The sequence below is a fragment of the Pedobacter sp. genome (assembly GCF_039594775.1).
Taxonomy (GTDB): Bacteria; Bacteroidota; Bacteroidia; order Sphingobacteriales; family Sphingobacteriaceae; genus Pedobacter.
The window spans coordinates 1,212,594-1,233,798 of record NZ_JBCNMT010000001.1; the positions used below are offsets into that span (position 1 = coordinate 1,212,594).

Here is a 21,205-nt window from a genome sequence, read left to right on the forward strand (position 1 = left end):
CGGTTAACTGTTAATTCAAAATCAAATGTCAAAAATAGCTATTATCTCTGCGAGTGTTAGAAGGGGCCGCAAAAGCCATAGTGTTGCCCTGTATTTTAAGCGTTTTTTAGAGGAAAGGAAACTGGGCGAAGTGACCATCCTAGATCTGGATGCTTATGATTTCCCTCTCTTTGAGGAGAGGTTGCGGTTTATTGAAAATCCTACGGAAAAGATGTTATCCTTTGCCAAGCAAATTGAAGAGGCCACAGGCGTGATCATTGTTACGCCAGAATATAACGGAGGCTATCCGGCAAGCTTAAAGAACGTAATCGATTTATTATATGCCGAATGGAGGCGCAAGCCCGTAGCTATTGCAACGGTTTCTGCAGGTGCTTTTGGCGGCTCACAGGTCATTACCTCGCTACAGTTTAGTTTGTGGAAAATAGGAGCCTTAACGGTTCCCGCCATGTTCCCTGTACCTACTATTGATAAAACCTTTAACGAAGAAGGGGTACCTGCAGATCCAGAAGCAATGGATAAAAAAGCTGGTGTTTTTGTTAACGAGTTGTTGTATTGGATCAAAGCCAAGCAGGCGGCAGAGGCTTAATTTTATTTTTTAGCTATCAATAATTAAAACATTTTTTAAAATCGTTTGCATGGTGTTTTAAAATGTTTATCTTTGCAGCCTCGTCAGGAAATCCTCGGGTTAAATGATGGAGAAAAAGGTGATACCACCATCGGGGTGTAGCGTAGCCCGGTATCGCGCCACATTTGGGATGTGGAGGTCGTAGGTTCGAATCCTGCCACCCCGACCAATAAAATCAAAGCCCTTGCGAAAGCGAGGGCTTTTTTATTTCAAGACGTCAGGAAGCAACTGGGCTTGAGTCAAAGGAGTTTCTGGTAAAGGTTTTGAAGGGGTAAAGGAATTTTCCGTCTCAACTAAGAAACCTAAAAACCTCTCAAATTATACCCAGCAAAGGTTTTTTGGTTTTAGAAATATCAGCTAGTTTTGCAGTAGTATTTCTTATCTGATATCTTTGTTAGATATAATTCAGACAAATTTTAGCTATGCACAGATATATTTTAGCAGTTTTCTTTTCTTTCTTCTTCGTGAAATCCTCTACCGCTCAGACATTTAAAAATGATAGTGTTAAATTGTTCTTGGACAAGTCTATAGAAATAATAAAATCGAATTCTATCCATGCGGAAAATATAGATTCGGTTAAAAGTGTTCTCTACGAAAAATCGAGAAACCTAGCTACAATTGATGAGGTTGCGCCTTTATTTGAGGAAGTTTTCAAGAGCCTTAACGATTACCATGGCGGCTTAAAGTACAAGGGAAAGACTTATGGTTGGAGTAAGAAGTCCTCCTATGTTAATCCGTATTTAAAAGCAAAATTAAGAACGGAAACCAAAGTTAATAGTCAACTTATTGATGGCCGTTATGGTTACATCAGGATTCCGGGAAATAATGATTTTGGTTTTAAGAAAGTAGACAGTATTGCAAATGATATTGTTTCGAATATAAACCTCATTGATTCTAAGAATATTAAGGGATGGATAGTTGATCTACGGGTTAATACCGGGGGGAACATGTATCCGATAATGTTGGCCCTTAAAGAATTTATTGGTAACGATGTGATTTTTGGCGGATTTAGGAATGCTCAAAATAAATCCACTGGAAGTTGGGAGATAAAGGGTAATCGTCTTTTGATTGATGAAATCTTATTGGAAAGAAAATCCCGATTAAATTATCCCGATAAGACTCATACTCCAATTGTAATTCTAACAAGTGGTTATACCGCAAGTGCTGGTGAAATGACCGCAATTTCTTTTATAGGAAGACCCAACGTGTATTTAGTGGGAGAACCAACGGCCAATTATACAACTGCGGTTCAGGGATTTGAAATTGGAAAAGCGGCAGCTATAAACCTTTCTACAGACTATGTTATAGATAGAAATCACAAAATCTATAAGAATAGCATCGTTCCAGATTTCGAAATTTTAAACGGAGACAATTTTGAAAATATTGATAAAGATGCTAAAATTCGTAAAGCATTAAAGCTGTTTAAAGCTAGTAAAAATTGGGTTCACTAGTTAAACACAATATTATTGAGATTTAACTTTTCTAATTTTCTTTTAGTGTCAAGATAGGCTCCAGCCAAACTGGTTTAAACATTAATATCCCCAATGCTTAAATTATCATTAATTTTATGAATGCCTGTATCAGATAGTATGATAAAATTGTCAGCAAAAGCGGAGGGTATCCTAGCGCAAATCAACAGCCGGACCAAACTTGGAGATTTGAGGAAAATTGCCAAGGAAATTAAGAAGAACCATTCCTTGTCGATGGAGCTTTGGGCAACTGAAAAGTTTATGCCAAGACAGCTATCGATTTTGATCATGGATAGCAAAGCACTAACCAAGGATCTGATTGCCAAACTCGATCGCGATATTCAAATTCATCCATTTGATGAAAGACTTCAATTGATCGACTGGCTAATGGCTAATCAACTTGCTAAGGACAAAAGATTAATTGAATTGATACAATCTTGGGAAAACAGCCCATCTGCATTGCAAAGACGAGTTTTTTGGTATTATCAAGGGCGGTTGAGGTGGGTAGGGCAAACCCCTCCCGAAAATACCGAATACCTACTTGCCGCAATAGAAGCACGAATAGTTGGGGAGCAGCCAGAGGTTCAATGGGCCATGAACTTCACCGCAGGTTGGATTGGTGTATATGACAAAAAATATCGTGACCGTTGTGTTGCCATAGGAGAAAAAACAGGGCTATACAAAGGTGAAATGGTATCCAAAGGCTGTACCCCTAATTATTTGCCAGAATTTATCTCTATGGAAGCCGCCAAGCGAAACTTATAATTTTATGTGGTTATGGCTTCGTCTCTCCGATGATGGGGGGGGGTGTGGTATAGAGTCCTAGAAAAGATTCGGTTCTTTGATCAAGAAAGGTCACGGCAAATAAGTAATCCCTTTTTTTCTATTCAATTTATAAAAGATGCTTAGGCATCTTTTTTTATGGGCTGCACTAATGTTTTTTTATCATTTGAGCTTGGTTAAATGGATAAAATAGTACTACAGCGGGGCTGGTAAAGGGACTTATCTTAGTGTAAATAAAAATAACGCTCCCAAGTGCCAATGGAAAGGTATGTTTTGGAGTGATTTCTGGCGATCGATAATCGTAATGAAAATAAATACAGAATAAAATGAAAAAACAGATTTTAACGCTTTTGGTGCTTCTCGGCTCGTTGAACGTAGGTGCACAGGTCTTTTGGTCAGATAATTTTGAGGATGCGGGTTCACCCTCCGCTGGTAGTCGAACGATGTCTGTGGCGGAATTCAAGTGCTCCTCGGGTTTTTTTAAAAGGACTGATGGTTCGGATATTACTTGGTCAACAGCATTTACCGGATATGCGGGGACCAAATATTTTGGTGCTATGGACATTGACCGTGGACCCGGTTGTGGAGCGCAGAATACAATTTCTCCAGCGCAATCAATCACCTATTCTGGGATTAATATTGCTGGGAAAACAGGTCTTTCCTTTAAGGGCTTGTTTGGAGCGAATAGCGATGGGGTATTTCAGGGTATATTCTTTAATACTGCATCGGAGGGTTATGTAATGGATTACATGACAATAGAATACCGTGTGGATGGAGGGGCTTGGAAAAAGATTTTGGGAATTTACCCGAACAGTGTAACTGCAGCTGGGGGCAAAATGGCGATAGACACTGATAATGATATGGTGGGCGATGGAACGATTTTGAACAATACACTAGCTGACCTAACTGGAACAATTTCCGATACGGGGACATTGCTAGACCTAAAGTTCAGTATCTTCCTTAACAACGGTATTCCGGGAGCTTTGGCCTTTGATAATTTCCGGTTGTTGAGTGCACCAGCAAATACGGCGCCTACAGCAAGTAACGTGACCAATACAGGAACCTTAAAGGAAGGACAAACCTTAACAGGAAATTATAGCTATAGTGACCCTGAAAGTAACTCCGAAAGTGGTTCTACTTTCAAGTGGTACCGTTCGGATAATGGTTCTGGACTGAACAAGACGGCAATTGCTTCGGCAACGGGAAAGAACTATGTGCTGGTAGCCGCAGACATTAATAAATATATTTCATTTGAAGTGACGCCAAGGGATGGAGCATTGAATGGAACGGCGGTGGAAAGTCCATTGAGAGGCCCAATAACTCCTATTGTATTGCCTGTGGGCCTGTTAGACTTTACAGCGAAAATAGAGGGAACGGGAGTACGTTTAGACTGGCGTACGGCTTCAGAAATCAATAACAAGGGCTTTGTTGTGTGGCACCGTGGTGAAGGTGGGGATTGGAAAATGTTGGAAACTGTAAGCGGGAAGGGGGGGATAGGCTCAGGTGCTTTATATAACCTGGTAGATAGAAAGCCGTTATTGGGGAATAATTATTACCGTTTGGTGCAGGTGGATATAGACGGAAAAGAGAACGAGCTGGAAACTAAATCGGTTAGTTTTACGCTCACCAAATCTGCCATTATAGTACATCCAAATCCGGTGGTAGACAAACTGAAATTGAGCTTTGAAGCAGGTGTGTATTCAGATGCAAAATTGCTGGGGCCTGATGGGAAGCTGGTTCGTACGCTCAGTTTGGGTACTGGAACAACTTCGTTGGAAATGGACCTGAACGGAATGGCAAAAGGAATCTATCTTGTTGGGCTAAAAGGAAAAACAGGTTGGGTTTTTGAAAAAGTCATCAAAAACTAGCCTGACTATTTTTTGAAAATGATTACCACCGTTCTTGAATAGCCGAGGACGGTGGTAATATTAAACCATTGCTCAAGCCTTTATCCTCCCCGACCTGTAAAGGTCCAATGCCTGTTGTAAAATACCAATGATAGTTTTAACAGGCAGATCGTCAATCGGATCAATCCTAAAGATCTTCATTCGGGAGCGGTCACCTGTTTCTAATTTCGGATGGTCTAGATATTTCCCTTCTACCATAAGGATATAAGGCTCGTCTGTTTTTTTATCTGTCCACAAATAGCAGAACATTTTCTTCTGATAGCAGAAGCAGGGCATGCCCCATTTCCGTGTTTCCGTAATATTGCTGTCTTGGTCAAGAATAATGTCCCGCAGGGCAAGCAGACAGCTTTTATTAGGCTCTTTTTGGCTGAGGTAATAGTTTTGAAGCTCTTCTTGCATTAGGTTTTATTTGATGGCAATTAAAAAATCAACTTCGGCATCTGCCGGATTTTGGGCCTTTTCCCCAAAAACTTCAAAGTCGACAGTAAAGGCTCTGTTTAGGTCCATTGCCCAAATTTCGGTCCATTTGTTAACGATCAAGTCCTCCATTAGGTTTCCTTTGGCCAACAGTTTTACATATTCTCCACCATCAAAAGTCCTGCCTACCATTCCCTCGGGAACATAGTTAAGGCTGGTTACCTTACAGCCCAATATTGCCGTGTATGGCTTGGTATGGTCGGCTTCATAATCGGTATACAAAGAGTATATGGTCCCATCCACTTTGTTCGGTATGGCCTCCGCCATATTTTCACTCATCCATTTGCCCCATAAACCTGCAATATCTTTGACTGCTTTACCATTTTCATTTGTAGTTCTTACCGAAATGCCGATAATATTAAACGGCTCCATTTTTATGCTATTCATTTTATCCTGTTTTTAAATGAAAAACAAAACTAAAATGGGGCTGAGACAACCCTATGTCAAGGGTTGGGTTAATTGTTTTGCCTTACAGATTTCAAAGTATTCCTGTAAGCTTATTTGGTGCGGCTCAAATTGTTCGAGCAAGGTTTGTTGGTGCTGTATCCTGTCTAAACGGAAAGCCCTAAAATCTTGTCGTAACTGGCAAAATGCAATCAATAGCCAATTGTCTTGCGTGCTGTAAATAGCAAAAGGTTCAATGGTCCTATCTGTCGTTTGGTTGGTTTCAGGGGAGTGATATTTTATTTTAACCAGATTGAAATTTGTTAAGGCCAATTGCAGTGTGGAAAGATAGTTGCTAGTTCGTTGGCTGTCGTTAGACCTGAACGCCATACGATCAGATAGCAGATTGGTTTTTTCTTTGGTGTTGCTGCGTAAAACAGATTTTATTTTGTTGATCGCTTCTGTATATTCCCTTACCAGCGAAGCATCCTTGTTTTTGAGTATTATTTTTTCTGCGGTAATTAAAGCATTGGCCTCGCTTTCGGTAAACATTACGGGTGGAATCCTGTAGCCCTCCATTAAAGTATAGCCTTTCCCATTTTCCGTTAAAATAGGAACTCCTGCCTGCTCCAGTGCTTTAATATCTCTGTAAATGGTTCTATGGCTTACCTCAAACTTGTTGGCAAGCTCCGAAGCTGTGATGATCCGTTTCGTTTGCAATTGCGTTAAAATTGCCGTCAAACGCGAAAGCCGTTTGGTATCTTTATGGTCAATCATTGGTTTTTTGGCTGAGCAGTGGCCTAATATTTTAGCCAAAGTAAAGCTATTAGTTTTTTAGCAAAAAATAATAAGAGGCTGTTTTAGATAAGTAGGATGATGTTGATAATTTTAAGTAATGTATTAATATGAAAAGAAGAATGTCAAAACGTTTTTCCGGACCATTTAAGATGCTGATATATAAAAAGTAAAAATTAATAAATTGGTGCTACTTCAAATCGAAAAATTTAAATTGATAGGAAATAAAGTTTAAATCATACCTCAAGCTTATGAAAAATTTAAAGCGGTACCCTTTTTTGCATACGTTCAATCCAGTCCAAAAGATTAACGCAACTACCATTAGGGAGCGCTTAAGCAGAACGCCTCATCAGCTATTTCAGCCACACCGCACTGATTTTTATATGATATTTCTTTTTACAGAAGGCCATGGTAGCCATTCTGTTGATTTTAATACCATATCGGTAATCCCTGGACATATTCTTTTTATTGGAAAGGGACAAGTGCATCATTTTGATAAACTTGAAACTTATGATGGTGTTACGATTGTATTTACCGAAGATTTTTTCTGTCGTACCGCAATTGACAAGAATTTTTTAAATCATTCTCCACTTTTTCAAGATCCTTTGAAACTACCTTATTTTGACGTGGGCAAAAGACATAAGGAGTTGGAAGTCCTATATCATTTTATAGTTGATGAGTTAAAAAGACCTGCTCATGGTCATCAGGCAGATATTTTACATCATTACCTTTATAACATCATGCTAATTGCCGAAGGTTTATATCAGCCACAGCAAAAGCAAATAGTACTTAGTCCGCAGCAAAAGCTCATATCTGATTTTAAATGGCTTTGTAACCAACATCTCTATGAACAGTGGACTGTTAAACAATATGCGGATCAGCTTAATGTTACTCCACGTGCTCTTCAGCTTGCCTTTTCCCAAGAAGAAGATGTTTCACCTAAATCTTGGTTAAACGAGCGGCTTTGTTTGGAGATTAAACGCTTGCTCAGCTTTGATACACTTACCATTAATGAGATTGCTTTCCGGTTAGGGTTTAAAGAAGCTACCAACTTTGTGAAATTCTTTAAAACTCATGCGGGCACTACGCCTTCTGCATTCCGACAAATGCAATTGGGTTAATTTCGCATTTTTACCATCTTTTAACGGTTAAGTATAAGAGAAGGCATGTTGCTTGGAATTAAATTTGTAAAAATTTTTATTGACCCTTAAAAAATATTAATATGGAAAATAAGCGGTTTGATCTTATGCATGTTTCCACCACGCTTGTGGCTATTTTGATTTTCTTATTTATGCTGTGCCATAGCCTAGGTCTATTATTTGGAACTGCAGATTTTTTGCTTTCCTATCTAAATATTGCTTCAAAAGAGCCATTGAAAGTGATCACGATAGGTCAAACCAATTTCTTTAAAGCAATTGGCATATCAAGTCTTGTTACTGCGGGTTTGTTTTTAGTTTCGATCATTAAAAGAGAAACTTTGAATTTAAGTAAGGCTTATGTTTTAAAATATGCCATTTGGGTAGCTATTTGTACGGTAGCTTTGTATGGCTTTTTGATGAGAAGTGTGTCAAATCAGCAAGGGGCAGCGCTTCTTTTTTTCTTTACCACGCTTCTGTATCTAGTTTTCTCACGCATCAATGAAACAAATGGCCAACAATCATCGCTGTTATTGAACAATATAGCTTTATTACCATTATATGCTGTTCTATTTTATACAATGGGTTTTCCTGGATGGGCAAAAATTTTTGGAGGCGAAGCTGTTATTGTACGATATATTGGTATGTTTAAAGATAGTTTTATTGCTTCGCTGCCGGGAGGTATACCTTTCATGATTTATGTATTGGGAGTGTTGGAGTTGTTGGTACCCGTGCTATTGATCATCAGTTTGATAAAAGGTGAATTTAGACAAACTGTGTCTAAGCTATGGCTGAACTATGCCTTGGTAGTTACAATTCTCACTTTTGTAATGCTGTGCTTTGGCTTGTCAGTGATTTTAAATTTTGTAGGGTCGGCCAATCTTGTCTTTTACGCCATCTTTACATTTCTCATGTTTGTATATATCAATCGCTCTTCTGAACATCAGAAGCTTACTGAAATATAATGATAACTCTTTTGTGATAAATTAAATGGCAGCTTTACCATAGTTCCAAAAGCTTATTTTCCTTCTGGTTACAAAACCCAGTTTTTCATAAAGTGCTATTGCACCCGTATTTTTTTCTGCGACGTGTAAAAAGGGCAACTTGCCTTCTTGGACAATTTGGTTGGCCACAAAAGCAACCAATTGTTTTGCATAGCCTTTGCCCGAATGTTCGGGATGAGTAACTACGGCACTAATTTCCGTAGCCTGAGGCATTTTCATTCTTTCGCCCGTTACGGCAACCAGTTCATCATTTTTGAAGATGCCGTAGTAGTTGCCCAAATCGGGAGTTTTATGTTTAAAGTAGCCCGGTTGTACCAAGTTAACCAAGGCAATCAAGTCCTGCTGGTAAGTGCCATTTAACAGAACAATCTCTTCTTTATGGTCAAATGAGATGGAGTTGTTAAGTACCATTTGGTTACATACTAACTCATTCTTCAGTTGTAAATCTTTCGGATGTGTGGTGGGCCGGTCGCCCACTATAAAGAAATCATGAGCTAAATTGGCATAGGCCAGTAGCACATCGGTATTGAAGTCTTCATGACCTAGAGCGCCAAAAGGGCAATACTCGGGATGATAAAACCTAAAGCCTTCTAAATTGAGGCAATAGGGTTGGTGGGTGGTGGTCAACGAATTCCATATGGGATTATCTAGGGCATCAGCTTTCATTTTCGGATTAGGTAATTTTCATCTAACATATCTAAACTGGATCTTTAAGCCACTGGTTTCTTCACTTTAGTCTGAAATTTTTACACTTCGGTGAAAAAAAGCGCTAGTTGGGCAGATGAACTGCTACCTTTGTAGCAGCAAAACAGTACACGATTAAATAGATGCCAAAAACCGAAAGGACATTTTTAAGCAACAAAGCAAAACGGGCCGTTTTTGTACCTCTGGCTTTTGTGCTCTTTTACCTAGTTTCTTTTTTATTAGACCCTTACGACTCTTTTTGGCAGGAATATTTTCACAGGAGCTTTTGGAAGCTTTTAACCGAGTGGATGGTGTCTTTGGTCTTCTGCTTCTTGGTTTCAGAAGCCTCTATCTTTATCCATTCACGCTTAAACAAAAAGCTGCCTTGGACAGACCAGCCCCTGAAACGTCTCATGACCGAGGCCCTCTTCAATATGTTGGCAGTAATGGTTATAATTTTCCTCGACATTGCCTTTATTGTATTTATTGAAAAGGAACATTTGGGCGATCCCTCCAGCGAAGACATCAAGAACCTGATGCAATGGGGCGTGGTAAGTACCATGATCTCCTTTACCCTGATTGCCATTAACACGGGAAGTTATTTGGTAGCCAACTGGAAAAACTCCGAAATGAGGGTGGCCCAGCATAAGCTCAGGGAATCGGAACTAAAGCAGGCCTCTGTAGAAGCCCAGTTAAATGCACTGAAGCTCCAATTAGATCCCCATTTTATCTTTAACAGTTTAAGTATTCTTTCAGAACTGATTTTGGAAGACCAGCAGTTGGGCTACGAATATTCCGAACGGTTTTCGAGGGTTTACCGGTTTCTTTTGGTGAACTCTAAGAAGAATACTGTGTCTTTAGACGAAGAGCTTAAATTCTTAGATTCATACATCTTCTTGATTAAATATCGCATAGGTTCAGGCATTACCTTCGATATTGATGTTGCTCCACAGAGCAAACTGCTGTATTTGCCGCCACTTACCCTACAACTACTCATCGAAAATGCCCTCAAACACAATGCTACCAGCAAAAACAACCCCCTAAACATCAAGATATACACTAGAGAAAGCCATATTTTGGTGGTTGAAAATTCATTATCTCTAATAGAAAACCAAAATTTGCGTTCCTTTGGTATTGGGCTTCCCAATATTATGAACAGGTTTCAGCTATTGCAGGGAAAACTGCCAGAAATAGTGAAAGATCAATCTACCTATAAAGTAATTATTCACCTTATGGATTATGAACAATAACATCCTGATCATTGAAGATGAAAAGTTAAATGCCGATCGCCTGAAGCGCCTCATAGGTATGATCAGGCCACAAGCAACCATTTTGGCCGTGCTGGAAAGTGTGCAGGAAACGGTCGATTGGCTGTCAAATTCGCCCATGCCCGATTTGGTAATGATGGATGTAAGGCTATCCGATGGTCTAAGTTTCGAAATCTTTGAGAAAGCAAACATCACTTGCCCTATTATTTTTACCACCGCCTATGATGAGTACGCTGTTAAGGCCTTTAAGTACAATAGTGTAGATTATTTGCTGAAACCCGTAGAGCACGAAGAATTGGCGCTGGCTTTGGAAAAAGTAGAGCAAAACCACTCTTTTAGCAACCAACAATCTATCGAAGACCTAGTGCGATATTTGCAACCCAAGGAACATAGAAGCCGATTTTTGATTCCTTTTAAAGATGGTTATAAGGCTGTTTCGGTGAGCGATGTACATTATTTTTTTTTAGAATTTAAAGTGACCAAGGCAAGGTTGCAGGACGGTGCCGAAGTGGCTTTGCCGCATACAATGGAGGAACTGGATCAACAGCTAGATCCGCATTTGTTTTTCAGGGCTAACAGACAATGCATTATCCACGTTAATGCCATCGCCCAATTGCACAATCACTTTAATGGAAAAATTAAGGTAGCTTTAAAAAATAGTGATATGGAAGTGATTGTGAGTAGGGAAAAAGCTGCGGCGTTAAAGCAATGGATGGATTGTTAATTTAGGAACTAGTGGTTAGGTAGCTAATAGTTCATTAGTCATTGGTTTATTAGGACGCAATAACGTTCCTCTCCCCGTCATTTCGACTATAAGGGGAAATCTAACAACCAGTCAAAATAATTTCGATCAAAGGCAGATCACGACGCAGTTACGAAGTAAAATCTGAAACTTGATGGCTTTATGCTAGATTTCTCCTCCTTCGTCGTCGAAATGACGGCGTATTTCTTACCCGAAAAATTGTAACTCCGTACTACAAAGGAAGTGATAACAACGGCACACTATTGCCGGAAGCCATTACCCTGGTTTTGCTTTTTCGTAATAAACTATCCCAAAAACCATGTCGGTATGGGACCATTACCAATAAATCCGTTTGTGATGCTATGATTTCATCTTCAATAGCTTTAATGATTTTTGAAGACTGTACCTGCTTGTAAAAATGGTCAACCTGTGCCAATGAATGATCTACCAAACTTAGCTCTTCGGTATTTGAAAAATCTTCGGCTTTTTGTCTCACATGGAAAACCTCTACTGTGGCACCAAAATCTTCAGCCAATACTTTTACATCATTCAATATTTTGGCGTGTATGCCTCGGGTAATATCGCAAGCAAAGAGAATGTGTTTAATACTTTTGTATTGGGCTTGTAGCGGAACCGATAAAGTAGGAAACTTTAACCTGTCGATTACTTGGGTAGTAGTGTTCCCCAATAAGTCTTGCTCCAATGATTTTTCTGGCATTCCCATCACCAACAAGTCCGCCCTATGCAAATGGATACAGCCTACCAGTTCTTCATAGAAATCGCCAGAAGCAAAATGGATGTCGGTTTTAATGTGGTAAATACCGCTAATCAGCTCGGCAATCTCTTTCAGCTTATCATGTCTCCACGTCAAAATCTTGTCCATTTCACTGCCCGATACGCGTGCATTCATGGCGTGGATAGAAGTATTGTAAAGGTTGTAAAGCACCAGCTTATAGCCTCTTTCGGCAGCTGCGGCAGCGGCATAGGTCATGGCGTGATCTGCTTCGGCCGAAAAATCAGTAGCAACAATAATGGTTTTCATTTTTTTTTAGCATTGAGAAAATTAAAAATAGGAAAAACCGCCAGCATGTAAAATGTCTGGCAGTTCCCATCTGTGTGTAAATGGATAAGTTTAAAACAGAAACCTAAATGCCAATGGCCTCGATTTCTCTGTTATTGGGCAATATAATTTAAGGCGAAAGCCTCTCTACGATTAAATTTTTCATCATGATCTATTTAATAAAATACCTGATTACGTAAAAATAAAACGACTAGGCTTCGCTAGATATTTTAAGTTCCCGAAACGGAAAAATTGACGGCTCAAATGAAGACGTTTGCCTACTGAAATGTATAGGCTTAAGTTAACGATGATAGGCAGGTATCTGCTTCCTTGGCTACTACAGGGTATTAAAACACTTGGGCTAAAGCTATTTTCACTTCGGAAGCCAATTTTTCCGTTTCGGTCACATTTGCATTTAAAAGCACTGTAAAACTGTTTTTTTTGCACCGAAAAATTAATTGAAAATAAAATGTTACAAAAGGATACAACAAAGAGAGGAGCTCATGGGCTTTTACTGGTAATCTCTATATTGCTGTCTGCGTGTGGACAACCACAGCAGGGCTTTGAGATGCCGCCAGTAAATACAGATTTCATGACGCTCGGACTAGCCGATGCTTCAATTGAAAAGCGTTACCCTGGTATGATCGAGGGAACGGTAAACGTAGAGGTAAAAGCACAAGTAAGCGGTTACCTGGAAACCATTTATGTAAAAGAAGGCGACTACGTTAGAAAAGGGCAATCCCTGTTTAAAATCAAAGGCGATGTTTTTAATGAACAGGTAAACAATAGCCAGGCGAATGTGAAAGCCGCACTAGCTGCACAGGCGAATGCTAAAATAGAGGTAGAGAAAATTAAGCCCCTAGTGGCTGAAAAAGTAGTTTCGGATGTGCAGTTGAAAACGGCGCAAGCAAATTACGATGCGGCTACTGCACAAGTGGCCCAAGCCAAAGCAGCTTTGGGTTCTTCACAGATCAATGCCGATTTCGCCATTATTAAGGCACCCGTAAGCGGTTACATTGGCAGGATACCTAACCGTATTGGTAATTTGGTGACACCGGCAGATGTCGCACCATTAACTACACTATCTGAAATAGATCAAGTATTGGTGTATTTCTCCATGAGTGAGGCCGATTTTATTGCCTTTAACCAAGATCGTAAAACCGATGTGGGGATGAATACGGTAAGCCTAGTGATGGCCGACGGAAAGCCCTATGCCCATCAAGGTAAATTAGAATTGGCAAGCGGTAACATTGAAAGAAGCACTGGAAGTATTGCCTTAAAGGCGGTTTTCCCCAACCCCGACAAATTGTTGCGCTCGGGCGGTGCAGGTCGTGTGATTCTTACCAAAAAACTAAGAGATGCCTTGACCGTGCCTATGGCAAGTGTAAAAGATGTGCAGGACAAATTCTTCGTATTTACACTGGCTGATAGCAATAAGGTAGCCATGAAAGCCATTGAAGTTGTGGGCAGGTCTGGCGATAACTATATTGTAAAATCAGGTGTGGCCAAAGGCGAAAAAATAGCAATTAATAGTATAGATGCCCTCGCCGAAGGCGTAAAGGTAGTACCTACTGTTGCTAAATAACGCAAGACATTACATCGTTTTAAAAAGCATTTTATGTTAAAGAGAATTATAGATAGGCCAGTATTGGCCACGGTAATCTCTGTAGTACTGGTGATTTTGGGAATCATTGGACTAACGAGGCTGCCAGTAACAAGGTTCCCCGATATCTCTCCGCCAACGGTTACCGTTATGGGAAGTTATCCAGGAGGAAATAGCGAGTCGGTGATCCGTTCGGTAGTAACGCCGCTGGAAGAACAGATCAACGGGGTAGAACAAATGGAGTATATCAAATCAACCGCCAGTAACGACGGTTCATTCTCCATTTCGGTTATTTTTAAGCAAGGTGTTAACCCCGATCAGGCTGCGGTAAACGTACAGAACAGGGTGCAACAAGCTACGCCTATTCTTCCGCAAGAGGTAGTGCAAATGGGATTAACCACCTCTAAGCAGCAAAATAGTATGATCATGATCTTCGATGTTTACACCGAGGATAACCATAAATATGATGAGACTTTCCTGCAAAACTACATCAACATTAACATGGTGCCCCAAATAAAAAGGGTACCGGGTGTGGGGCAGGTACAGTTGTTTGGTTCAAAAGACTATTCGATGCGGGTGTGGCTTAATCCACAAAAAATGGCCAGCTATGGTTTGATTCCTTCAGACATCAACACGGCCATTTCACGTCAAAGTGTGGAGTCGGCTCCGGGTAAACTCGGTTCTGAATCTAACGCACCATTGGAATATGTAATGCGTTATAAAGGCAAGAAGAACCAAACCACGGAATACGAGAACATCATTGTAAAACGAAATGGTGGGGAATTGGTACGTTTAAAAGATGTGGCCCGAATTGAATTTGGTTCCATTTATTATGGCGGTAACAGTACCTCGAACGGTAAAAATGCGGTAACCGCAGCCATCCTGCAAACTACGGGTTCCAATGCCAATGCCATTGAAATTGGGGTAAATGCCGAGCTTGAAAAAGCAGCCAAGGCATTCCCTCCGGGCATTAAGTATGGTAAGCTCATGAGTACCAAGGAACGTTTGGATGAAGCCACTAGTCAGGTAAAATCTACCCTGATCGAAGCCTTCATCTTGGTATTTATCGTGGTGTTCCTGTTCTTGCAGGATTTCCGGTCAACCATTATTCCGGCCATTGCCGTGCCCGTAGCCATTATTGGTACATTCTTTTTCCTATTGGTGTTTGGCTTTACCATTAACATCCTTACCCTATTTGCTTTGGTGCTGGCTATTGGTATTGTGGTAGATGATGCCATTGTAGTGGTTGAGGCCGTACATAGTAAAATGGAAGGTTCTAATCTATCAGGTAAAGAAGCTACCCATACTGCCATGGGCGAAATTACGGGAGCGGTAATTTCGATCACTTTGGTAATGTCGGCGGTATTTATCCCCATTGGTTTCATGACGGGGTCATCGGGTATTTTTTACAAGCAGTTTGCCTATACCCTGGCTATTGCCATTATCATTTCGGCCGTAAATGCCTTAACACTTACGCCAGCCCTTTGTGCTTTATTGCTAAAAAACAATCATGCGGGCGAGCATGCAAACCAGCCTGCGGAGCGTGGGTTTAAAAAACGTTTCTTTACCGCTTTCAATGCCGGTTTTGATAACCTGACCAATCGTTATATCAAAGGACTTAGCTTCTTGATCAAAAAGAAATGGTTGGGTGCGGGTTTAACCGTGGGTATTAGTGCTATTGCTATTTTCCTAATGGTAAGTACGCCAAAAAGTTTTGTGCCTATGGAAGATGACGGCTTTATGGTGTTTAGTTTAAGCATGCCTCCAGGTACCGCTTTAGATCGTACCACAGAAGTTGCCAAGAAAATTGATAACATCTTTAAAGGAAACGAAGCCGTAGAAAGTGTAGCAAACATTACTGGTTACAATATCTTGTCAAATAGTGCCAGTCCAGCTTACGGTTTAGGTTTCGTGAAACTAAAACCAAAAAAGGAACGCGGAGCAGTACAGGATATCGATCAGATTACCGCGAATGTTTCGGCCCAGTTGGCAGGCATTAAAGAAGGTTCGGTGATGGTATTCAGGATGCCTCCCGTAGAAGGTTACGGCGTTACCAGTGGTGCCGAAATTGTACTGCAGGACAAAACGGGTAAAGACGCTGCCGCCTTAAAGGCCATGGCCGATAAGGTAATGGGACAGATCATGCAGCAACCGGGGGTACAATATGCCTATACTACTTTCCGAGCCGATTTCCCACAATTTGAGATAGAAGTTGATGAAGATAAAGCTAGCCAAATGGGATTGAATGTGGGCGATATTATGCAGACCATACAGGTTTATTTTTCTGGAGATCAAAGCCTAAACTTTACCAGATTTGGTAAGTTTTACCGGGTAAGTGTAAAAGCCGATGGTGTGTTCCGCGCCGATGAAGATGCGTTCAATGAAATTTTTGTAAGGAACGACCAAAACCAAATGGTGCCTGTAAAAGGATTGGTAAGCCTGCATAAAGTTTACGGGCCAGAGTCAATGAGCAGATATAATTTGTACAATGCCCTAACCATTAACGTAATGCCTACTCCTGGTACCAGCAGTGGCGACATTATGGACAACTTGGAGAAGAATGTATTGAGCAAATTGCCTTCGGACTTTGGTTACGAGTGGACAGGTTTAAGCTTGGAAGAGAAATCTTCGGGGGCACAAACCTTAGTGATTTTATCACTTTGTTTACTGTTTGTGTATTTCCTGTTGGCAGCACAATACGAGAGTTATCTGTTGCCGTTAGCCGTGCTATTGTCTATCCCAACAGGAGTGTTGGGTGCTTTTGGTGGCATCAAAGCTATTGGGTTAGACAACAATATTTATGTGCAGGTAGGTTTGATCATGTTGGTAGGCTTGCTGGCCAAAAACGCCATTCTGATAGTAGAATTTGCTGTGCAACGCAGAGCATCGGGGCTATCCATTAAAGATTCGGCCATTGACGGAGCCAAATCTAGGTTAAGGCCAATCATCATGACTTCCCTAGCCTTTATTGTGGGGATGATTCCCTTAATGATTGCTACCGGAGGTTCGGCCATGGGAAATAGATCGATCAGTACCGGAGCAGCAATCGGGATGTTAACCGGAGTAATTTTTGGGGTATTTGTTATTCCATTGCTGTATATACTGTTCCAATATTTACAGGAAAAGGTATCGAGTAAAAAGCCATTGCCTCAACCTGAATTAAATCATTAATTATGAAACGAGTTTTAAATCATATCATCGTTTGTGCAGTAGGAGCAATGGTCCTGTCATCGTGTGCGGTGGGTAAAAAATACCAGCGCCCCAACTTGGCAACTCCCGAAACCTACCGTACCACAACGGCCCTTACTGGCGATACGGTGCTGTTGCCATGGAGAGCCTTTTTTAAAGATCAGCAGCTAGTTACACTGATCAATCAGGCATTGGAAAAAAATAAAGATGTAGCTGTGGCCATGCTCAATATGGAGCAATTGGAGCTTTCATTTAAGCAGGCAAAGTTAGGTTTGTTGCCTACGGTGGATCTGAGCGTGAGCGCTTCCAGAATATACCAGTCTAAAAACTCATTGAATGGATCGCTTAGTCAGCAGTTTGTGGGGAGCAGTTATTTAGATGATTACAGTGCCAACCTTTCCCTTTCATGGGAAGCCGATATTTGGGGTAAGGCCAAAATGCAGAAAGAGGCAGCAAGAGCCAATTACTTCATGCAAAAGGAAAACCTTTCGGCCCTAAAAACCAGGATCATCGCACAAGTGGCCCAAGCCTATTATAACTTACTTGCTCTTGATGAACAATTAAAAGTAGCAGAGCGTAACATTGTACTTGGCGACAGTACCCTAAGGATGATCCAATTGCAGTTTCAGGCTGGACAGGTAAACTCTTTGGGTGTAGAACAAGCCGTAGCGCAGAAAAAAACGGCTGAACTATTAGTTCCCTTGGCCAAGCAGAATATCGCGATACAGGAAAATGCCTTGAGTATTTTGTGTGGCGATTACCCTAAAAGTATTGCGAGGAATTTTGCCTTTAAAACGGCAGATATTGGTGATGTTTTTCCTGATGGAGTACCAGCAAAGCTATTGAGTAGAAGGCCAGATTTGAAAGCTGCGGAGTATGCGGTGGTTTCGGCCAATGCCAATACTGGATTAGCCAAGGCGGCCATGTACCCAAGCATTAGCATTACGCCATCCATAGGCGCTAACTCTTATCAGTTTAACAACTGGTTTGATTTGCCGGGGTCATTGGTGAAAAACATTGGTGGCAACATTGCACAGCCACTTTTTAGAAAAAAGGAATTGAGAACGAATTATGAAATCGCCAAATTGGAGCAGCAAAAATCAGCGGAACTGTTCCGCCAATCAATGATGCTGGCCGTAGGAGAAGTATCTGATGCGATGGTTAAATCGAGCCACGCCACAGAACGAATGATCTTGGTAGATGAAAAGCAAGTCTCCTTAAATAAAGCGGTAAAGAATGCGCTGCTGCTATACCGTAGTGGTATGGCTACCTATTTGGAAGTAATTGTAGCGCAAAACAATGCATTACAGAATGAATTAGAAGTAATATCTCTCCAAAAAGAAAAAGCTGATGCAAAGATTGATTTGTATCGTGCCCTAGGAGGAGGAGTAGAGTAGTTTGTTTGAATAGTTGTTTAGTTAATGGCCCAAGCTATGGATGTAGCACGGGCCATTTTTATGATTTCTATTTGGTGTCCCTATATCGGCATCTCAATCGTAGCGGAGAAACCTAATATTCTGCCTTCTTTAATGGCCAGGACATACGCAAGGGGAAGAAAAGTTCAACCTAATTATCTAACACCAATTCCATCTGTATGTTGGCACGTGCATAAGGCGTGGCCCTGCTCACAACCTTTTTGAATCCTAATTTATGGTACAAACTAATGGCAGGTTTCAATAAAGTATTACTTTCGAGGTATAGCTTTTTACCGCCAAGTTCTTTAGTAGCCTCTACAATGGCATTGCCCAACAACCAGCCAATATTTTTGCCTTGCGCTTTTGGCGAAACTGCCATTTTGGCCATCTCAAAATCGTAATCAGGATCGTCCATTTTAATCAATGCACACACGCCAACCGGTTCATTTTGATAAAGTGCTACAAAAATTTTCCCTCCTCTATCCAAAATGTAAGTTTGTGGATTATCCAAAGCCTTGTAATCGGCCTCTTCCATTTTGAAATAGGTAGAAATCCACTCCTCGTTCAATGCTTTAAAATCCGATTGATACTTGTCTTCATAGGGTACAATACGTACATCTTTGCTTTCCCTCAATTTCTTCTCCTCGTTCACCCTGCGCAAAAGCGATTTGTGATCTAATAAGAATTCCCATTCCGCAATGGCCTCCCAAAGGTTGTGTCTCGCTTCAGCAGTTAAGGTTTCAACGGCTGCTTCAACATCTACTAACTGTACTTTTAGCTTTTCAGAAAGTAATTGGCCCTTTTTGCTAAGCTTAACTACGTTGGTGCGCTTATCGGTCGATTTTAAATTCGAAGTAACCAACCCATCAGCGGTCATTTCCTTGATGATTTTAGTGACTGATGGTTGAGAGTGGCCTATTTCTTCGGCAATTTCGGTAATGGTTTTTTCATTCTGCTCCGTTAAGGTAAAAAATACGGGAAACCATTTGGGCGATAAAGACAAGTCGTATAGTTTGTAAATCTCAGTGGCATCATCAGTAAACCTCGAAGTAAGCATTCTTAACCTGCTCCCTAGTGCCATTTTCCCTGTTTTCTCAAAAAAGCTGCTCATTTTATATATCTAATTACATAACTGGTTATGTAAAATTGAAAATTAATATTTTGAAATGCAAATTTTGAAGAAAGATTGTAGATCTGGTGCTCAATAACAGGTAAGGTGCTAAAATGTCGGGAAGGTGACGGGAAGGTGACGTTGAAAGAATAAGAAATAGCATAGAACTTTGGGTAAACAAAAATGATACGATATGAAATTCAGATGTTTAACTGTTTTTATTTGTCTTTTAGGAAATTTGCTTTTTGCTCAAGTTAATGAAGTTAAAAAGCTTGATGGCAGCAAAATTTCAACAGCTAAAATTGACAGTACTGTGAAAAGACTTATGGGCTTAGCTAAAATCGAAGGCTTGAACTTGGCTATCCTTAATAACAACAAAGCTGTGTTGGTGAAATCCTATGGTTTTAAAAACAAACCTCAAAATGCTTTGATGGATACTGCCACCATTGTTTATGGAGCATCTTTCAGTAAAGCCGTGTTTGGATATTTAATGATGAAGTTGGTAGAAGAAAAGGTCATCGAATTAGATCGACCACTTTATCAATATCTAAAAAAGCCCATCGCCAACTATCCTTACTTTGCCGATTTAAGGAATGACGATCGTTGGAAGTTCATTACTGCCAGAATGTGCTTGAGCCATACCACGGGCTTGCCAAATGTAAAGTGGTTCAATCCCATTACTAATGAACCAGATTCGTTGGGTACCATCAAAATCTATTTTACTCCAGGCAGTAAATATGCTTATTCTGGTGAAGGCTTTAGATTGTTGCAATTGGTAGTGGAAGAAATTACCAATAAAAATATAGAGCAGTTAGCACAAGAGAAAATATTCCAGCCGTTGCACATGACACGTACGGGTTATACTTGGCATGAATCCTTTGGAGATGATAACGTAGCCGTTGGCCACTTGGAGAATGGTTATATTGATCAAAAACGAAAACGTAGCGAGCCTGTAGCGGGTGGGTCTTTGGTGACCACCATTGCCGATTATGCTAAATTTATTGAGCAGGTGATGCAGCAGAAAGGGTTGGATGGAGAAATGTATCAGGAGATGCTTTCACCGCAAATCCGTATTCATTCGGTTACTCAATTTCCACCTATTACTTACGAAACCACTCACGAAAATGATGCGGTCAAATTATCTTATGGAATAGGCTGGGGTTTATTACAATGCCCTTATGGAAAAGCTTTCTTTAAAGAAGGAAATGGAGGTTCGTGGCGTAACTATAATATTAATTTCCCCAACAAAGGTACTTCAATCATTATTATGGTGAACAGCGAAAATGGAGAGAAGATTTTTCAGGCACTGTTGGAAACTTTAATAGGTGACAATTGCATTCCTTGGAAATGGCAGGGGTATATTCCTTTTCAACAAAAAGAAAAATGAAGCATCTTAATTTTGACTATCATTATACAATCTTGTCTTTCGATGATATACGATATTTGCAGGTTTTAAATCCAAATTGCTTTTACTTATCCAAATCTATAAGTTCAACTTAGAAAAACTAAAAATATAAATGGCTGTTTTATAAGTGCTAAGGCTGTTTTTGAAA

Annotated in this window: 18 protein-coding genes and 1 tRNA gene; 13 read left to right on the forward strand and 6 right to left on the reverse strand. The window is 40.4% G+C overall.

The genetic code is table 11. From position 1 onward, the window contains the following. The first annotated feature begins 25 nt into the window (after positions 1 to 25). The 5 genes from ABDV71_RS05135 (at position 26) to ABDV71_RS05155 (ending at position 4,745) form a co-directional block, all read left to right on the forward strand. A complete protein-coding gene (locus ABDV71_RS05135) occupies positions 26 to 586 on the forward strand; it encodes an NAD(P)H-dependent oxidoreductase (protein WP_343531352.1) in 561 nt (186 codons plus the stop codon). A 131-nt stretch (positions 587 to 717) separates the two neighbouring features. After that, a tRNA-Pro gene (locus ABDV71_RS05140) sits at positions 718 to 794 on the forward strand. 253 nt (positions 795 to 1,047) lie between these two features. Continuing rightward, a complete protein-coding gene (locus ABDV71_RS05145) occupies positions 1,048 to 2,076 on the forward strand; it encodes a S41 family peptidase (protein WP_343531353.1) in 1,029 nt (342 codons plus the stop codon). Between the two features lie 138 nt (positions 2,077 to 2,214). Then, positions 2,215 to 2,859: a DNA alkylation repair protein gene (locus ABDV71_RS05150; protein ID WP_343531354.1), complete on the forward strand. Its 645-nt coding sequence runs from the start codon at positions 2,215 to 2,217 to the stop codon at positions 2,857 to 2,859. A 344-nt stretch (positions 2,860 to 3,203) separates the two neighbouring features. Next, complete coding sequence (locus ABDV71_RS05155; protein ID WP_343531355.1) at positions 3,204 to 4,745, forward strand: T9SS type A sorting domain-containing protein; 1,542 nt, start codon at positions 3,204 to 3,206, stop codon at positions 4,743 to 4,745. A 72-nt stretch (positions 4,746 to 4,817) separates the two neighbouring features. On the opposite strand, the gene ABDV71_RS05160 is transcribed toward ABDV71_RS05155, so the two are convergent. From ABDV71_RS05160 to ABDV71_RS05170, 3 genes are read right to left on the reverse strand one after another with little or no spacing between them, the layout of a single operon-like run. Continuing rightward, positions 4,818 to 5,183, reverse strand: a complete 366-nt coding sequence (locus tag ABDV71_RS05160) for a DUF1801 domain-containing protein (RefSeq protein ID WP_343531356.1) — start codon at positions 5,181 to 5,183, stop codon at positions 4,818 to 4,820. Between the two features lie 6 nt (positions 5,184 to 5,189). Next, positions 5,190 to 5,648: a GyrI-like domain-containing protein gene (locus ABDV71_RS05165; RefSeq protein ID WP_343531357.1), complete on the reverse strand. Its 459-nt coding sequence runs from the start codon at positions 5,646 to 5,648 to the stop codon at positions 5,190 to 5,192. Between the two features lie 51 nt (positions 5,649 to 5,699). Next, positions 5,700 to 6,461 carry a YafY family protein gene (locus tag ABDV71_RS05170; protein ID WP_343531358.1) on the reverse strand — a complete coding sequence of 254 codons (762 nt, stop codon included), beginning with the start codon at positions 6,459 to 6,461 and terminating at the stop codon, positions 5,700 to 5,702. Between the two features lie 230 nt (positions 6,462 to 6,691). Here ABDV71_RS05170 and ABDV71_RS05175 point away from each other — a divergent pair, with 230 nt between their 5' ends. Together ABDV71_RS05175 and ABDV71_RS05180 are read left to right on the forward strand one after the other, a co-directional pair. Continuing rightward, positions 6,692 to 7,561, forward strand: a complete 870-nt coding sequence (locus ABDV71_RS05175) for an AraC family transcriptional regulator (protein WP_343531359.1) — start codon at positions 6,692 to 6,694, stop codon at positions 7,559 to 7,561. Positions 7,562 to 7,662: 101 nt separating this feature from the next. Next, complete coding sequence (locus tag ABDV71_RS05180; protein ID WP_343531360.1) at positions 7,663 to 8,541, forward strand: hypothetical protein; 879 nt, start codon at positions 7,663 to 7,665, stop codon at positions 8,539 to 8,541. A gap of 21 nt (positions 8,542 to 8,562) precedes the next feature. Here ABDV71_RS05180 and ABDV71_RS05185 read toward each other — a convergent pair whose 3' ends face one another. After that, positions 8,563 to 9,246, reverse strand: coding sequence for a GNAT family N-acetyltransferase (locus tag ABDV71_RS05185; RefSeq protein ID WP_343531361.1), 684 nt, complete (start codon positions 9,244 to 9,246; stop codon positions 8,563 to 8,565). 161 nt (positions 9,247 to 9,407) lie between these two features. Between ABDV71_RS05185 and ABDV71_RS05190 the strand changes: the two genes are divergently transcribed. Both ABDV71_RS05190 and ABDV71_RS05195 read left to right on the forward strand, forming a co-directional pair. Further along, positions 9,408 to 10,514 carry a histidine kinase gene (locus ABDV71_RS05190; protein WP_343531362.1) on the forward strand — a complete coding sequence of 369 codons (1,107 nt, stop codon included), beginning with the start codon at positions 9,408 to 9,410 and terminating at the stop codon, positions 10,512 to 10,514. Continuing rightward, positions 10,504 to 11,256 carry a LytTR family DNA-binding domain-containing protein gene (locus ABDV71_RS05195; protein ID WP_343531363.1) on the forward strand — a complete coding sequence of 251 codons (753 nt, stop codon included), beginning with the start codon at positions 10,504 to 10,506 and terminating at the stop codon, positions 11,254 to 11,256. Before ABDV71_RS05190 ends, ABDV71_RS05195 begins: the two co-directional genes overlap by 11 nt. Positions 11,257 to 11,506: 250 nt before the next feature. Here ABDV71_RS05195 and ABDV71_RS05200 read toward each other — a convergent pair whose 3' ends face one another. Then, on the reverse strand, positions 11,507 to 12,316 hold the full coding sequence (locus ABDV71_RS05200) for a universal stress protein (protein WP_343531364.1): 810 nt from the start codon (positions 12,314 to 12,316) through the stop codon (positions 11,507 to 11,509). Between the two features lie 487 nt (positions 12,317 to 12,803). Here ABDV71_RS05200 and ABDV71_RS05205 point away from each other — a divergent pair, with 487 nt between their 5' ends. Genes ABDV71_RS05205 through ABDV71_RS05215 form a run of 3 tightly spaced genes read left to right on the forward strand, consistent with a single transcriptional unit; the run spans position 12,804 to position 18,523 of the window. Further along, complete coding sequence (locus tag ABDV71_RS05205; protein ID WP_343531365.1) at positions 12,804 to 13,919, forward strand: efflux RND transporter periplasmic adaptor subunit; 1,116 nt, start codon at positions 12,804 to 12,806, stop codon at positions 13,917 to 13,919. 33 nt (positions 13,920 to 13,952) lie between these two features. Next, positions 13,953 to 17,108: an efflux RND transporter permease subunit gene (locus ABDV71_RS05210; protein ID WP_343531366.1), complete on the forward strand. Its 3,156-nt coding sequence runs from the start codon at positions 13,953 to 13,955 to the stop codon at positions 17,106 to 17,108. 2 nt (positions 17,109 to 17,110) lie between these two features. Further along, positions 17,111 to 18,523, forward strand: a complete 1,413-nt coding sequence (locus tag ABDV71_RS05215) for an efflux transporter outer membrane subunit (protein WP_343531367.1) — start codon at positions 17,111 to 17,113, stop codon at positions 18,521 to 18,523. Between the two features lie 169 nt (positions 18,524 to 18,692). On the opposite strand, the gene ABDV71_RS05220 is transcribed toward ABDV71_RS05215, so the two are convergent. Further along, positions 18,693 to 19,652, reverse strand: a complete 960-nt coding sequence (locus tag ABDV71_RS05220; protein ID WP_343531368.1) for a GNAT family N-acetyltransferase — start codon at positions 19,650 to 19,652, stop codon at positions 18,693 to 18,695. Between the two features lie 193 nt (positions 19,653 to 19,845). Here ABDV71_RS05220 and ABDV71_RS05225 point away from each other — a divergent pair, with 193 nt between their 5' ends. After that, positions 19,846 to 21,039 (forward strand): serine hydrolase domain-containing protein, encoded by a 1,194-nt coding sequence (locus tag ABDV71_RS05225; protein WP_343531369.1) that lies wholly within the window; start codon positions 19,846 to 19,848, stop codon positions 21,037 to 21,039. The last annotated feature ends 166 nt before the right edge of the window (positions 21,040 to 21,205 follow it).

Coding starts and splice junctions, on each gene's coding strand:
- ABDV71_RS05150 (WP_343531354.1), top strand. CDS start 2,215: ATGATAAAATTGTCAGCAAAAGCGGAGGGTATCCTAGCGCAAATCAAC.
- ABDV71_RS05165 (WP_343531357.1), bottom strand. CDS start 5,648: ATGAATAGCATAAAAATGGAGCCGTTTAATATTATCGGCATTTCGGTA.
- ABDV71_RS05185 (WP_343531361.1), bottom strand. CDS start 9,246: ATGAAAGCTGATGCCCTAGATAATCCCATATGGAATTCGTTGACCACC.
- ABDV71_RS05180 (WP_343531360.1), top strand. CDS start 7,663: ATGGAAAATAAGCGGTTTGATCTTATGCATGTTTCCACCACGCTTGTG.
- ABDV71_RS05200 (WP_343531364.1), bottom strand. CDS start 12,316: ATGAAAACCATTATTGTTGCTACTGATTTTTCGGCCGAAGCAGATCAC.
- ABDV71_RS05135 (WP_343531352.1), top strand. CDS start 26: ATGTCAAAAATAGCTATTATCTCTGCGAGTGTTAGAAGGGGCCGCAAA.
- ABDV71_RS05190 (WP_343531362.1), top strand. CDS start 9,408: ATGCCAAAAACCGAAAGGACATTTTTAAGCAACAAAGCAAAACGGGCC.
- ABDV71_RS05160 (WP_343531356.1), bottom strand. CDS start 5,183: ATGCAAGAAGAGCTTCAAAACTATTACCTCAGCCAAAAAGAGCCTAAT.
- ABDV71_RS05225 (WP_343531369.1), top strand. CDS start 19,846: ATGAAATTCAGATGTTTAACTGTTTTTATTTGTCTTTTAGGAAATTTG.
- ABDV71_RS05220 (WP_343531368.1), bottom strand. CDS start 19,652: ATGAGCAGCTTTTTTGAGAAAACAGGGAAAATGGCACTAGGGAGCAGG.
- ABDV71_RS05210 (WP_343531366.1), top strand. CDS start 13,953: ATGTTAAAGAGAATTATAGATAGGCCAGTATTGGCCACGGTAATCTCT.
- ABDV71_RS05205 (WP_343531365.1), top strand. CDS start 12,804: ATGTTACAAAAGGATACAACAAAGAGAGGAGCTCATGGGCTTTTACTG.
- ABDV71_RS05145 (WP_343531353.1), top strand. CDS start 1,048: ATGCACAGATATATTTTAGCAGTTTTCTTTTCTTTCTTCTTCGTGAAA.
- ABDV71_RS05175 (WP_343531359.1), top strand. CDS start 6,692: ATGAAAAATTTAAAGCGGTACCCTTTTTTGCATACGTTCAATCCAGTC.
- ABDV71_RS05155 (WP_343531355.1), top strand. CDS start 3,204: ATGAAAAAACAGATTTTAACGCTTTTGGTGCTTCTCGGCTCGTTGAAC.
- ABDV71_RS05195 (WP_343531363.1), top strand. CDS start 10,504: ATGAACAATAACATCCTGATCATTGAAGATGAAAAGTTAAATGCCGAT.
- ABDV71_RS05215 (WP_343531367.1), top strand. CDS start 17,111: ATGAAACGAGTTTTAAATCATATCATCGTTTGTGCAGTAGGAGCAATG.